This is a genomic window from Mycobacterium conspicuum, assembly GCF_010730195.1.
Taxonomy (GTDB): domain Bacteria; phylum Actinomycetota; class Actinomycetes; order Mycobacteriales; family Mycobacteriaceae; genus Mycobacterium; species Mycobacterium conspicuum.
The window spans coordinates 1,505,167-1,518,296 of sequence record NZ_AP022613.1; the positions used below are offsets into that span (position 1 = coordinate 1,505,167).

Genomic DNA, 13,130 nt, shown 5'->3' on the forward strand with positions numbered 1-13,130 from the left:
AGTCAGCTTAGGCCGAGCCTTGGCATGGCGGTGATCCCGAATTCCCGCCTCAGCAGCGTGCGGGCGGCGTAGTAACCGGCCATGCCGTGTACGCCGCCGCCGGGCGGCGTGGCCGCCGAGCACAGGTACACCCTGGGAATCGGTGTGCGCCAAGGGTCCAGCCGTGGCAACGGTCCCGCAGGGCCGGCGAGCGCGCGCCAGGCGGAATTTCCGCCCACCCCGATGTCGCCGCCGACGTAGTTGGCGTTGTGGTCGGCCATCCGGGCGGCGGGCACCGCGCGCGCCGCCAGCACGATGTCGCGGAAGCCGGGCGCGAACCGCTCCATGATTCCCGTCACGGCCTCGGTCGCATCCAGGGTGGAGCCCGCCGGCACGTGGGCGTAGGTCCAGAACGGGCGGCGGCCCCGGCCGTCGATGCGGCCGGGATCGGCGACGTGCGGTGAGGCGGCCAGCACCATCGGCCACTGCGCATGCCGCCCGGCCGCGATGTCGGCCTCGGCTCGTGCCATCTGCGCGCGGGTGCCGCCGAGGTGCAGGGTCGGCGCCTGTCCCAGCCGCGGGTCCGACCATGGAATGTCGTCGCTGAGCACGAAGTCCACCTTGGCCACACCCGGCCCAAATCGATAGCGGCGCAACGCTTTAGCGTACCGAGGAGGAAGCGCGTCACCATATATGGGCAGCAGCGCGGTCGGCGCCGTGTCGTAAGCGACCACACCCGTTGGCGGAGAAGTGACTTCGGCGTCGGTCGTCAACTCGCCGCCGTGCGCGCGCAGATCGGCGATCAGGGCATCGGTGATCACCCGGCTGCCACCGACCGGTATCGGCCAGCCCACCGCATGGCCGAGCGTGGCCAGCATCAGCCCGGCGCCCGCCGCCGTCAGGGACGGCATCCGCGAAAGCACATGCGCCGCAACGCCGGTGAACAGGGCGCGGGCATCGTCACCGTTGAGCAAACCCCACGCCGGCGTGCCCTGACCCAGCATCCGAACGCCCAATCGCAGTGCCGTCGGCAACGAATCGGGCAGCGAACGCTTGTCGCCAAGAATCACCGAGATCATCCCACCCCAATCGGCGACCATCGGACCCAGCAGGCGCCGCCAGGACGCGCCGTTGGACAACTCGTCGCAGGTGCGCGTCAGGTCGCGGTAGGCAACCGCGGCGGGCCGGCCGGGCAGGGGATTGGCATAGGCGATCTCGGGCACCGCCAGCTGCACGCCGCGCGCGGGCAGGTCGAACTCGGCGAAAAACGGCGACGCCAGCGCCAGCGGGTGAACCGCCGAACAAACGTCGTGTAAAACTCCGGGAAAGTCTGGGTCGGCCGCGGTGCGCGCGCCGCCGCCCAGCGTCGGCTGGGCCTCGACGACCTGCACCTTCAGCCCGGCGCGCGCACAGATGACGGCGAGTGCCAGCCCGTTGGGCCCGCTACCAACAATTGTTACGTCGAAGGTGACGTCCATCACCTGATTACAGCTGACTAGGCTGGCCGCGTGAACCTGCCTGTGGTCTTAATCGCCGACAAACTCGCCCAATCGACCGTCGCCGCCCTGGGAGACCAGGTCGAGGTGCGCTGGGTGGACGGTCCCGACAGGGAGAAGCTGCTGGCCGCGGTGCCCGAGGCCGACGCCCTGCTGGTGCGGTCGGCCACGACCGTCGACGCCGAGGTGCTGGCGGCGGCTCCCAAGCTCAAGATTGTCGCGCGCGCCGGCGTCGGCCTGGACAACGTCGATGTGGACGCCGCCACCGCGCGCGGCGTGCTGGTGGTCAACGCGCCGACGTCGAACATTCACAGCGCCGCCGAGCACGCCCTGGCGCTGTTGCTGTCGGCGGCCCGCCAGATCCCGGCCGCCGACGCCACGTTGCGCGAGCACACCTGGAAGCGGTCGTCGTTCTCGGGCGCCGAGATCTTCGGCAAGACCGTCGGTGTGGTGGGGCTGGGCAGGATCGGGCAACTGGTCGCGCAGCGGATCGCGGCGTTCGAAACCCACGTCGTCGCCTACGACCCCTACGTGTCGCCGGCCCGGGCCGCCCAGCTCGGCATCGAATTGCTTTCCCTCGACGAACTGTTGGCGCGCGCCGACTTCATCTCGGTCCACCTGCCCAAGACGAAGGAGACGGCGGGGCTGATCGGCAAGGAGGCGCTGGCCAAGACCAAGCCGGGCGTCATCATCGTCAACGCGGCCCGCGGCGGCCTGGTGGACGAGGAGGCGTTGGCCGAGGCGATCTCGAGCGGGCATGTCCGCGCCGCCGGCCTGGATGTGTACTCGAAGGAACCGTGCACCGACAGCCCGCTTTTCGAGCTGCCGCAGGTGGTGGTGACCCCGCACCTGGGCGCCTCCACCGAGGAGGCCCAGGATCGGGCCGGCACCGACGTCGCCGAGAGCGTGCGGCTGGCGCTGGCGGGCGAGTTCGTTCCCGACGCGGTCAACGTCGGCGGCGGCGTGGTCAACGAGGAGGTCGCGCCGTGGCTGGACCTGGCGCGCAAGCTTGGTGTGCTGGCCGCCGCGCTGTCCGACGGGCTGCCCGCGTCGCTGGCCGTGCAGGTGCGCGGCGAGCTGGCCGCCGAAGATGTTGAGGTGCTGAAGCTTTCGGCGCTGCGCGGGTTGTTCTCCGCCGTCATCGAGGACCAGGTGACGTTCGTCAACGCGCCCGCGCTGGCGGCCGAACGCGGTGTCACCGCCGAGATCAGCACCGCGTCGGAAAGCCCCAACCACCGCAGCGTCGTCGACGTGCGCGCCGTCGCCGCCGACGGATCGGTGGTCAATGTCGCCGGCACGCTGTCGGGACCGCAACTGGTGGAAAAGATCGTGCAGATCAACGGCCGCAACTTCGACCTGCGCGCCCAGGGCACCAATCTGGTGATCAACTACGCCGACCAGCCGGGGGCGCTGGGCAAGATCGGCACCCTGCTGGGCTCGGCCGGGGTGAACATTCAGGCCGCGCAGCTGTCCGAGGACGCCGAGGGCCCGAGCGCGACGATCCTGCTGCGGCTCGACCAGGACGTGCCCGCCGATGTGCGCTCGGCGATCAGCGACGCGGTGGGCGCCAACAAGCTGGAAGTGGTTGACCTGTCGTGACAAAACTCGCAGTCATCGCGGGCGACGGCATCGGGCCCGAGGTCATCGGCGAGGCCCTCAAGGTCCTCGACATCGTGCTGCCGGGTGTGGAGAAGACCAGCTACGACCTGGGGGCCCGCCGTTTTCACGCCACCGGCGAGGTGCTGCCGGACTCGGTGGTGCCCGAACTCCGCCAGCACGACGCCATCCTGCTGGGCGCGATCGGTGATCCGTCGGTGCCCAGCGGCGTGCTGGAGCGAGGTCTGTTGCTGCGCTTGCGTTTTGAGCTCGATCACCACATCAACCTGCGGCCGTCGCGGCTGTACCCGGGCGTGGACAGCCCGCTAGCGGGTAACCCGCCAATCGATTTCGTGGTGGTCCGCGAGGGCACCGAAGGCCCCTACACCGGCAACGGCGGCGCGATTCGCGTCGGGACCCCGCACGAAGTCGCCACCGAGGTCAGCCTCAATACCGCGTTCGGGGTGCGTCGGGTGGTCGCCGACGCGTTCGAGCGCGCGCAGCGGCGCCGCAAGCACCTGACGCTGGTGCACAAGAACAACGTGCTGACGTTCGCCGGGTCGCTGTGGTCGAGGATCGTGGCCGAAGTCGGCGAAAAGTACCCCGACGTGGAGGTGGCCTACTCCCACGTCGACGCCGCCACCATCTATCTGGTCACCGACCCCGGCCGCTTCGACGTGATCGTCACCGACAACCTGTTCGGCGACATCATCACCGACCTGGCCGCCGCGGTGTGCGGCGGAATCGGCCTGGCCGCCAGCGGCAACATCGACGCCACCCGCACCAATCCCTCGATGTTCGAGCCGGTTCACGGCAGCGCGCCCGACATCGCCGGACAGGGCATCGCGGATCCGACCGCCGCGATCATGTCGGTGGCGCTGCTGCTCGCCCACCTCGGCGAGGATGACGCGGCGGCGCGGGTGGATCGTGCCGTCGAGAGCCATCTGGCGACACGGCCGAGCGGACGGCTTTCCACCAGCGATGTCGGCGAACGGATTGCCGCCGCGCTCTAATCTCCAGGCCGGGCGGTAGCAGCCGCACCGGCACCAGCGGCACCGCCGCGAGTGGGAACAGGCCGCACAGCGCCCATGCGGGCGGATATTTGGCGGCACTGATCAGCGCGCCGAACAGCGGGGGACCGGCGGCCGCCATCAAACGTTGGGTGGTGTTCTGGATGCCCAGCGCGCGACCGCTCCAGTAGGGGCCGGCGAATTCGGTGATCGCGGTCGCCTCCAAGCCGTTGTCGAGCACCGCGATCACCGAGACGGCGATCATCAGCGCGACCTCGGCCCGCCACCCGCGGTGATCGGCGTAGGCCAGCAGGAACAGCGTCAACGCGGCGGCCGCGGCGATGAATGCGACGGGTTGCATGCGGGAGCCGATCCGATCCGACCACCGGCCGACCAGGATGCGGCCCAGCGCGCCGAGCAACTGCGACACCGTCATCACCGCGCCGGCGGCCGGGATCGACCAGCCGTCGTTTCGGATCAGCCAGACCAGCATGAACGTCACCGTCACCGTCTGCGGCATCATCAGCAGCGACGACACCGCGTGGATTCGCCAGAGCATCGCCGAACCGCGATACGGGCTGGCCAGTTCCCGATGGGTGGCGGCTTCGCGGGATTTGCGGGGTGGGTCGGCAACGCCGACGATGCTCAGCAGGGCCGCCGCCGCGCACGCCACCGCGGGAAACAGCAGCCCCGCGCGGATGCCGTGTTCGGCGAGCTCGGGCATTACCAAGGCGCCCAAGGCGATTCCCAGCGGTTGCGCGGTCTGGCGGACGCCCATCGCCAGGCCGCGCTGATCCGGCGGGAACCAGCCGGACACCAGCCGACCGCCGGCACCGTTGCAACTGGCCGCCGCCATGCCGCCGAGAAACAGATACACGCCGACCCACACCATCGAGTGCGCCGACGCCGCCGCGTAGGCCGCCACCGCGGTGAGCGCCGAGCCCACCGTCATCACCGTGCGCTCGCCGACCCGGTCCAGCACATAACCCCAACCGACCAGCGTGACCACCATGCCCCAACTCGGCATCGACGACAGCAGACTGGCCTCGGCGAGCGGAGTGCCGCGCGAGGCTTCCAGCGCGGGGATCAGGAACGCGACGCCGTTGATGAAAAGGAAGGACGTGGCCGTCACGATCAGCGAAAGCACCACGATCGCCCAGCGGGAACCCTTCGCCATCAGCTCATGGTGGCACGCGTCGACCGGGCCTGGAAGGCGCCGCACGCGCATCACTTAGTAGGCTCAAGCAAATGCGCCTTGGTCGAATCGCCAGCCCGGACGGCGTCGCCTTCGTCAGCATCGACGGCGAGATCGACGATCCCAGCGGCATGACCGTCCGGGAAATCGCCGAGCACCCATTCGGCACGCCCACCTTCACCGGACGGTCATGGCCGCTGGCCGATGTGCGGCTGCTGGCGCCGATACTGGCCAGCAAGGTGGTCTGCGTCGGCAAGAACTACGCCGACCACATCGCCGAGATGGGCGGCAAAACCGGCCCGACGCCGGCTGATCCGGTGATCTTCCTCAAGCCCAATACCGCGATCGTCGGACCGAATGTGCCGATTCGCTTGCCCGCCAACGCATCGCCCGTGCACTTCGAGGGCGAGCTGGCCGTGGTCATCGGGCGGCCGTGCAAAGACGTCTCGGCGGCCGACGCCGCGGACAGCATCCTTGGCTACACCGTCGGCAACGATGTGTCGGCGCGCGATCAACAGCAGGCCGACGGCCAATGGACCCGAGCCAAGGGGCACGACACGTTCTGCCCGGTCGGTCCGTGGATCGTCACCGATGTCGATCCCGCCGACCTCGAATTGCGCACCGAGGTCAACGGTGTGGTCAAGCAAAACAGCCGCACCTCGCTGATGATCCACGACGTCGCTGCCATCGTGGAATGGATTTCGGCGGTCATGACGCTGCTGCCGGGAGACCTCATCCTCACCGGCACACCGGCCGGGGTCGGTCCGATCGAGGACGGCGACACCGTCTCGGTCACCATCGAGGGCATCGGTACCCTCACCAATCCCGTAGTCCGCAAAGGAAAGTCGTGACAGCGAGCGTGCGGGTCCGGTTCTGCCCGTCGCCCACCGGCACTCCGCACGTCGGGATGGTCCGCACCGCGTTGTTCAACTGGGCCTACGCCCGCCACACCGGCGGCACGTTTGTCTTCCGCATCGAGGACACCGATGCCCAACGCGACAGCGAGGAAAGCTATCTGGCCCTGCTCGACGCGCTGCGCTGGCTCGGCCTGGACTGGGACGAGGGGCCCGAGGTCGGCGGACCGTACGCGCCCTACCGCCAGTCGTTGCGCGGCGACATCTACCGCGACGTGGTGGACAAGCTGCTCGCGGCGGGTGAGGCCTACCATGCCTTTTCGACGCCGGAGGAGGTCGAGGCGCGCCACGTCGCCGCGGGCCGCAATCCGAAATTGGGCTACGACAACTTCGACCGCGACCTGAGCGACGCGCAGCGCGCGGCGTACCTGGCCGAGGGGCGCCAGCCGGTGGTGCGGTTACGGATGCCCGACGCGGACCTGCAGTGGAACGACCTGGTGCGCGGGTCGACGACGTTCGCGGCGGGCAGCGTGCCCGACTTCGCGTTGACCCGCGCCAACGGAGATCCGTTGTACACCTTGGTCAACCCGTGTGACGACGCGCTGATGAAGATCACGCACGTGCTGCGCGGGGAGGATCTGCTGCCGTCGACCCCGCGCCAGCTGGCGCTGTATCAAGCGCTGATTCGCATCGGGGTGGCCGAGCGGGTGCCCGAATTCGCGCATCTGCCAACGGTATTGGGGGAGGGCACCAAGAAGCTGTCGAAGCGCGACCCGCAGTCGAACCTCTTCGCCCACCGCGACCGTGGGTTCATCCCGGAGGGGCTGCTGAATTACCTTGCGCTGCTTGGCTGGGCGATCGCCGACGATCACGACCTGTTCAGCCTGGACGAGATGGTTGCCGCGTTCGACGTCGTCGACGTCAACTCCAACCCGGCGCGGTTCGACCAGAAGAAGGCCGACGCGCTCAACGCCGAGCACATCCGGATGCTCGACGCGGACGACTTCACCGGTCGGCTGCGCGACTTCTTCGCCACCCACGGCCACGACGTCAAACTCGGCGACGCGCAGTTCGCGACCGCCGCGCACCTGGTGCAGACCCGCATCGTGGTGCTCGGCGATGCGTGGGATCTGCTGAAGTTCCTCAACGACGACGAGTACGCCCTCGATCCCAAAGCGGTGGCCAAGGAGTTGGGGCCGGACGGCATCGAGGTGCTCACCGCCGCCGTCACCGCCCTGGACGCCGTGACGGACTGGAGCACGGCGACCATCGAGGAGGCGCTCAAGGCCGCGCTGATCGACGATCTGGGGCTCAAACCGCGCAAGGCGTTCGGCCCGATCCGGGTGGCCGCCACCGGGACGACGATCAGCCCGCCGCTGTTTGAATCGCTCGAGCTGCTCGGCCGGGACCGCAGCCTGGCGCGGTTGCGGGCCGCCCGCGACGGGACGTCCTGATTCTTTGGTAGTCTGCCTAGCGGCCCGCAACGGCTGGCAGTGGTGGCTCTAAGCGCTAGCAATAGCTCCGGAATCGCCTCTGACCAGCGGTTTTACGCGGTCAATGGGGTATGGTGTAATTGGCAACACAGCTGATTCTGGTTCAGCCATTCTAGGTTCGAGTCCTGGTACCCCAGCTAGTGAGCGACCCGGCGTGAGATATGCTGGCAGCTCAATTCAGTTCTGGCCCCGTCGTCTAGCGGCCTAGGACGCCGCCCTCTCACGGCGGTAGCGTGGGTTCGAATCCCATCGGGGCTACAGCGTTACTGGCCGGTCGCTCGCGCGGCCGGCGCGGTGGATCCGCCCACCGGCATCGGCGCCATGCCGAGCTTGCGGTGATCCCACGAGCGAGTGCGGCGTGCGACGATGCGCACGCAGACGCGCTTGTTCATCATCTGCTCGACGAACGGCTTCATGTCGTCGGTGTAGGGGCCGGTGTAGCGCTCCCACACGCTGACGCCGACCCGGTGCGCAACGTCGGGATCGTCGACGATCTCCGCGACACCCTCGAAGGACACCCCGCGCAGTGTGTCGTAGGTGTCACCGTCCTCGATCAAAAACGTCACCCGCGGATCGCGGGTCAGGTTGACGGCCTTCTGCGACTTGGCTTTGGTCTCTAGCCAGATTTCGCCGTCGACGACGGCGTACCACATCGCGGTCAAGTGCGGCTGGCCGTCGCGTCCAATCGTGGCCATGGTTCCGGTGCGGCTCTTGTCGACGAAATCGGCGATCTCATCGGAGGACATGACGATGCTCGCGCGCTGATTGGTTCCCATGGCGTGATTCTGACAGCCGACGGCATCGACTCTGCGGCCAGGGAGCGTCAAAGCCGCCGAGTCAGCTCTTCGGCCGCGGAAAGCAAGTCGGCGGCCCAGCGCGCGCCCGGACGCCGTCCCATCCGGTCGATGGGCCCCGACACCGAGATGGCCGCGACGACGACGCCGCGGCCATCGCGCACCGGCGCCGACACGCTGGCGACCCCCGGCTCGCGCTCGGCCACGCTCTGCGCCCAGCCGCGGCGGCGCACCTCGGCCAGCACGCGGTCGGTGAATTTCGCGTTGGGTAGCACGGCATCCCGGATGGCGGCGTCGCCGTAGGCCAACAGCACCTTGGCGCCCGAACCCGCCGTCATCGGCAAGCGGGCTCCGACCGGGACCGTATCGCGAAGGCCCGCAGCCGGTTCCAGCGCGGCCACGCACACCCGTGCGGTGCCCTCGCGCCGGTACAGTTGCACGCTCTCGCCGGTGGTTTCGCGCAACGCGGGCAGCACCGCCGCGCCGGCGGCCAGCAGGGGATCGTTGACGTGGGCGGCCAATTCGCTCACCGCGGGGCCCAGCCGCCACCGGCCTTCGTCGTCGCGGGCCAGCAGCCGATGCACCTCGAGTGCGGCCGCCAGGCGATAGGTGGTGGCCCTGGGCAAGCCGGTTCGCTCGCACAGTTCGGCCAACCCGCAGGGGGATTCCGCGGCGGTGTGCAGGATGCCGACGGCTTTGTCGAGGACGCCGATGCCGCTAGACTGTCTCATAAGGAGATACTAGCGTCTCGCATAGTGAGATCAAGCGAACCGAGGTGAACATGGCGCGCACGATGGCCGAGAAAGTTTGGGACGACCACGTGGTGGTGTCCGGCGAGGGCTCGGGGCCCGATTTGATCTACATCGACCTGCATTTGGTGCACGAGGTCACCAGCCCGCAGGCATTCGACGGCCTGCGCCTGGCCGGTCGCCCGGTGCATCGCCCCGACCTGACGATCGCCACCGAAGACCACAACGTGCCGACCATCGACATCGACAAGCCGATCGCCGATCCGGTGTCGCGTACGCAGGTCGAGACTTTGCGGCGCAACTGCGCCGAATTCGGCGTCCGGCTCTATCCGATGGGCGACATCGAACAGGGCATCGTGCATGTCGTCGGGCCGCAGTTGGGCCTCACCCAACCGGGAATGACGATTGTTTGTGGGGATAGTCACACTTCTACCCACGGCGCGTTCGGTGCGCTGGCAATGGGAATCGGCACCTCCGAGGTCGAGCATGTGCTCGCCACCCAGACATTGCCGTTGCGCCCGTTCAAGACGATGGCGGTGAATGTCGACGGTCAGTTGCCCCCCGGCGCGAGCGCCAAGGACATCATCCTGGCGTTGATCGCCAAGATCGGCACCGGCGGCGGGCAGGGTCATGTCATCGAATATCGCGGCAGCGCCATCGAATCGCTGTCCATGGAAGGCCGGATGACGGTCTGCAACATGAGCATCGAGGCCGGCGCGCGTGCCGGAATGGTGGCGCCCGACGAGACCACCTTCGAATTTATCCGCGGCCGTGCGCATGCGCCGACCGGTGCGGCGTGGGATGCGGCGATCGACTATTGGCGGCAGCTGCGCACCGACTCTGGTGCCGTCTTCGACACCGAGGTCTATCTCGACGCGGCGTCGTTGAGCCCGTTCGTCACGTGGGGGACCAACCCCGGCCAGGGCGTGCCGCTGGACGGATGCGTTCCGGACCCCGAACTGATGACCGACGACGGCGAGCGCCAAGCCGCCGAGAAAGCGTTGGCGTACATGGACCTTCGCCCCGGGATGCCGATGCGGGATATCGCGGTCGACGCGGTTTTCGTCGGGTCGTGCACCAACGGCCGCATCGAGGATCTGCGGGTGGTGGCCGATATCCTGCGTGGCCGCACGGTGGCCAAGGGCGTGCGCATGTTGGTCGTCCCGGGTTCGATGCGGGTGCGCGCGCAGGCCGAAGAGGAAGGCCTCGGCGAGATCTTCACCGCGGCGGGCGCCGAATGGCGGCAAGCGGGTTGCTCAATGTGCTTGGGCATGAATCCCGATCAGCTTGCCCCCGGGGAACGCTGCGCCGCGACGTCCAACCGCAACTTCGAAGGGCGGCAGGGCAAGGGCGGCCGCACACATTTGGTGTCGCCGGCCGTCGCCGCAGCCACCGCCATTCGCGGCACGCTGTCCGCGCCGGCCGACTTGAATTGATTTGACTGACTAGAGAAATAGGGGACAAACGTGGAAGCCTTTCAGACCCACACGGGTATCGGTGTGCCGCTGCGACGCTCCAATGTCGATACCGACCAGATCATTCCGGCGGCCTTTTTGAAGCGGGTCACCCGAACCGGTTTCGAGGACGGCCTGTTTGCGAGTTGGCGGACGGATCCGTCATTCGTGCTGAATCTCAGCCCCTTTGATCGGGGTTCAGTCTTGGTCGCCGGGCCCGATTTCGGGACCGGGTCGTCGCGCGAGCACGCGGTCTGGGCGCTCATGGACTACGGGTTCCGGGTGGTTATCTCGTCTCGCTTCGGCGACATTTTCCGGGGCAACGCCGGCAAGGCGGGGCTGCTGGCGGCCCAAGTCGACCAAGACGGCGTGGAACTCCTTTGGAAGCTCATCGAGCAGACCCCGGGGCTGGAAATCACTGTCAATCTTCAAGATCGAAATGTCACCGCGGGAACGACGGTGCTGCCGTTCAAGATTGACGACTACACCGCATGGCGGTTGCTCGAAGGACTTGACGATATAGGCCTTACGCTGCGGAAACTCGATGAGATCGAGCGGTTTGAGGCGGCTCGTCCGGACTGGAAACCGCGCACCTTACCCGTCTCCTAAGGGACACACCGCGACCGAATATCCCGCTGGGGCGCCAACAAATACGAGCCCATTTCGGCGCTCTTCTGGACACAAGCCACCGGCCAAGGGCGGCAATCGGATTGCGAAAATTTCTAACGTAGGTGCCTGAAATTGCGCGTGGCACTTGGAAATCAGCTGGGTAAGGGTTTACCGTGTTCGCTAGTCGGTTCTAAAACGAGAACCACTAGCTTCGGAGGGTTGGATGAACAAAGCAGAGCTCATAGATGTGCTCACACAGAAATTGGGCTCGGACCGTCGGCAGGCGACCGCCGCCGTCGAGAATGTCGTTGACACCATTGTGCGTGCGGTGCACAAGGGCGACAGCGTCACGATTACCGGGTTCGGTGTGTTCGAGCAGCGTCGCCGCGCGGCGCGTGTGGCCCGTAATCCGCGTACCGGCGAGACCGTGAAGGTAAAGCCGACGTCCGTCCCGGCGTTTCGTCCGGGCGCTCAATTCAAAGCGGTTGTAGCTGGCGCACAGCGCCTCCCGGCGGAAGGACCTGCAGTGAAACGTGGTGTTGTTGGCGGCACGGCGGCCAAGAAGGCTCCGGCGAAGAAGGCCTCAGCGGCCAAGAAGGCGGCGAAGAAGGCTCCGGCCAAGAAGGCCGCCGCCAAGAAAGCTCCGGCCAAGAAGACCGTCGCCAAGAAGGCTCCGGCCAAGAAGACCGTCGCCCGCAAGGCTCCGGCCAAGAAGACCGTCGCCCGCAAGGCTCCGGCTAAGAAGACCGTCGCCCGCAAGGCTCCGGCCAAGAAGACCGTCGCCAAGAAGGCTCCGGTGCGCAAGGCCGCAACCAAGGCCCCGGCCAAGAAGGCGGCGAAGAAGGCTCCCGCCAAGAAGGCCGCAAGCCGCGGTCGTCGGTAACCGATAGCCAAGTCTCACACGCAGATACCCTTCGGGTGGCAGCGATGCCGCCGAAGGGTATCTGTGCGTCAGGCCCGCACGTTGGCGGCCAGCGCGCCGCCGATGTGGTCGGCCGCAATGAGTTTGCCGGCCGACAGCGACAACACCCACGTGCTGCCCTTGTGGTTGCGCGCTTTGTCGGGGCGTACCCCGTCGCGGTCGCACCACCATGCGATCAGGTCCGGAATCACCTTGCCCTGCGAGCAGATCACGGGTGTGCCGCCCTGAGCGGCGATCCGCAGCACCTGGTGGCGGCCGCGTTTCGGGCTCTTGGCGTAAGCCTCTTCGGTCAGGGCGCGCTCGGTGTGGATTCGCACACCGAGCTCGGCGGCGAGCGGCTCCAGCGTCTGCTCGCAGCGCACCCGGTCGGCGGCGTACACCTTCGTGGCGCCGAACGCCAGCAGTTGCGGAACCAGCGCTTCGGCTTGGGCGCGTCCGCGTTTGTCCAATGGTCGCTTGGTGTCGTCGCCGGAGTAGCGTGACTTGCTGCCGGCGGTGCCGTGCCGGACCACCAGCACCGTCTGGGTGTCCGCCGGTTGTTTGGCGAACCTGCGCAAGACCTTTCGATCCTGTGCGTAGTCGAGTTTTTTCATCGCGTCGACGACCGGTAGCCAGACCAGTTCGTCGACCTCCTTGCCGGGAATGAATTCACCGCCGGCGCTGCGCGCAGCCCAGTAGTACACCTTCTTGATGCCGAGATCGATCGGGTAGCTCACCGCGTCGATCCGCCTGCCGAGGACGCAGCGATGACCCGTCTCCTCGAATACTTCCCGCACCGCGGCCACCGGCGCGGTCTCGCCGGGATCTACTTTGCCCTTGGGCAACGACCAGTCGTCATAGCGGGGACGGTGGATCACCGCGACCTCGATGGCGCCCTCCGCCGAGTCCACATCACCCGGCCGCCACAACACCGCACCGGCCGCATAGACGATCCGAGCGCCTGAGCGCCGACGGGCCGACGAGTTCTGGTTCGACAGAG

At 67.7% G+C, this 13,130-nt stretch carries 11 protein-coding genes, 2 tRNA genes and 1 pseudogene; 9 read left to right on the plus strand and 5 right to left on the minus strand.

Annotation, left to right across the window (positions count from 1 at the left end; translation table 11 throughout):
• Positions 1-2: 2 nt before the first annotated feature.
• A complete protein-coding gene (locus G6N66_RS07250) occupies positions 3-1,457 on the minus strand; it encodes a phytoene desaturase family protein (RefSeq protein ID WP_085232193.1) in 1,455 nt (484 codons plus the stop codon).
• A gap of 30 nt (positions 1,458-1,487) precedes the next feature.
• Here G6N66_RS07250 and serA point away from each other — a divergent pair, with 30 nt between their 5' ends.
• The gene (gene serA / locus G6N66_RS07255) at positions 1,488-3,074 is read left to right on the plus strand and encodes a phosphoglycerate dehydrogenase (protein WP_085232192.1); all 1,587 of its coding nucleotides are present in this window, start codon (positions 1,488-1,490) and stop codon (positions 3,072-3,074) included.
• Positions 3,071-4,084 carry a 3-isopropylmalate dehydrogenase gene (locus G6N66_RS07260; protein WP_085232191.1) on the plus strand — a complete coding sequence of 338 codons (1,014 nt, stop codon included), beginning with the start codon at positions 3,071-3,073 and terminating at the stop codon, positions 4,082-4,084. Before serA ends, G6N66_RS07260 begins: the two co-directional genes overlap by 4 nt.
• A gap of 133 nt (positions 4,085-4,217) precedes the next feature.
• Here the strand turns inward: G6N66_RS07260 and G6N66_RS07265 are convergent.
• Positions 4,218-5,309 (minus strand): annotated as a pseudogene (locus G6N66_RS07265) (MFS transporter); the annotation flags it as partial.
• A gap of 20 nt (positions 5,310-5,329) precedes the next feature.
• Between G6N66_RS07265 and G6N66_RS07270 the strand changes: the two are divergent.
• The 4 genes from G6N66_RS07270 to G6N66_RS07285 all read left to right on the plus strand — a co-directional run bounded on the left by G6N66_RS07270 (position 5,330) and on the right by G6N66_RS07285 (position 7,881).
• Positions 5,330-6,127: a fumarylacetoacetate hydrolase family protein gene (locus G6N66_RS07270; protein ID WP_085232190.1), complete on the plus strand. Its 798-nt coding sequence runs from the start codon at positions 5,330-5,332 to the stop codon at positions 6,125-6,127.
• Positions 6,124-7,584: a glutamate--tRNA ligase gene (gene gltX / locus G6N66_RS07275; protein ID WP_169721510.1), complete on the plus strand. Its 1,461-nt coding sequence runs from the start codon at positions 6,124-6,126 to the stop codon at positions 7,582-7,584. Before G6N66_RS07270 ends, gltX begins: the two co-directional genes overlap by 4 nt.
• A gap of 104 nt (positions 7,585-7,688) precedes the next feature.
• A tRNA-Gln gene (locus G6N66_RS07280) sits at positions 7,689-7,760 on the plus strand.
• Between the two features lie 48 nt (positions 7,761-7,808).
• Positions 7,809-7,881, plus strand: a tRNA-Glu gene (locus G6N66_RS07285).
• 5 nt (positions 7,882-7,886) lie between these two features.
• On the opposite strand, the gene G6N66_RS07290 is transcribed toward G6N66_RS07285, so the two are convergent.
• Both G6N66_RS07290 and G6N66_RS07295 read right to left on the minus strand, forming a co-directional pair.
• The gene (locus tag G6N66_RS07290; RefSeq protein WP_085232188.1) at positions 7,887-8,399 is read right to left on the minus strand and encodes a PPOX class F420-dependent oxidoreductase; all 513 of its coding nucleotides are present in this window, start codon (positions 8,397-8,399) and stop codon (positions 7,887-7,889) included.
• 47 nt (positions 8,400-8,446) lie between these two features.
• Positions 8,447-9,148: an IclR family transcriptional regulator gene (locus G6N66_RS07295; protein ID WP_085232187.1), complete on the minus strand. Its 702-nt coding sequence runs from the start codon at positions 9,146-9,148 to the stop codon at positions 8,447-8,449.
• 50 nt (positions 9,149-9,198) lie between these two features.
• Between G6N66_RS07295 and leuC the strand changes: the two genes are divergently transcribed.
• From leuC to G6N66_RS07310, 3 genes are all read left to right on the plus strand, one after another.
• Complete coding sequence (gene leuC / locus G6N66_RS07300; RefSeq protein WP_085232186.1) at positions 9,199-10,602, plus strand: 3-isopropylmalate dehydratase large subunit; 1,404 nt, start codon at positions 9,199-9,201, stop codon at positions 10,600-10,602.
• A gap of 30 nt (positions 10,603-10,632) precedes the next feature.
• Positions 10,633-11,229 carry a 3-isopropylmalate dehydratase small subunit gene (gene leuD / locus G6N66_RS07305; RefSeq protein WP_085232185.1) on the plus strand — a complete coding sequence of 199 codons (597 nt, stop codon included), beginning with the start codon at positions 10,633-10,635 and terminating at the stop codon, positions 11,227-11,229.
• Positions 11,230-11,452: 223 nt separating this feature from the next.
• Positions 11,453-12,112 (plus strand): HU family DNA-binding protein, encoded by a 660-nt coding sequence (locus G6N66_RS07310; RefSeq protein WP_085232184.1) that lies wholly within the window; start codon positions 11,453-11,455, stop codon positions 12,110-12,112.
• Between the two features lie 68 nt (positions 12,113-12,180).
• On the opposite strand, the gene mutT1 is transcribed toward G6N66_RS07310, so the two are convergent.
• Positions 12,181-13,128 (minus strand): 8-oxo-(d)GTP phosphatase MutT1, encoded by a 948-nt coding sequence (mutT1, locus tag G6N66_RS07315; RefSeq protein ID WP_085232183.1) that lies wholly within the window; start codon positions 13,126-13,128, stop codon positions 12,181-12,183.
• Positions 13,129-13,130 lie beyond the last annotated feature (2 nt).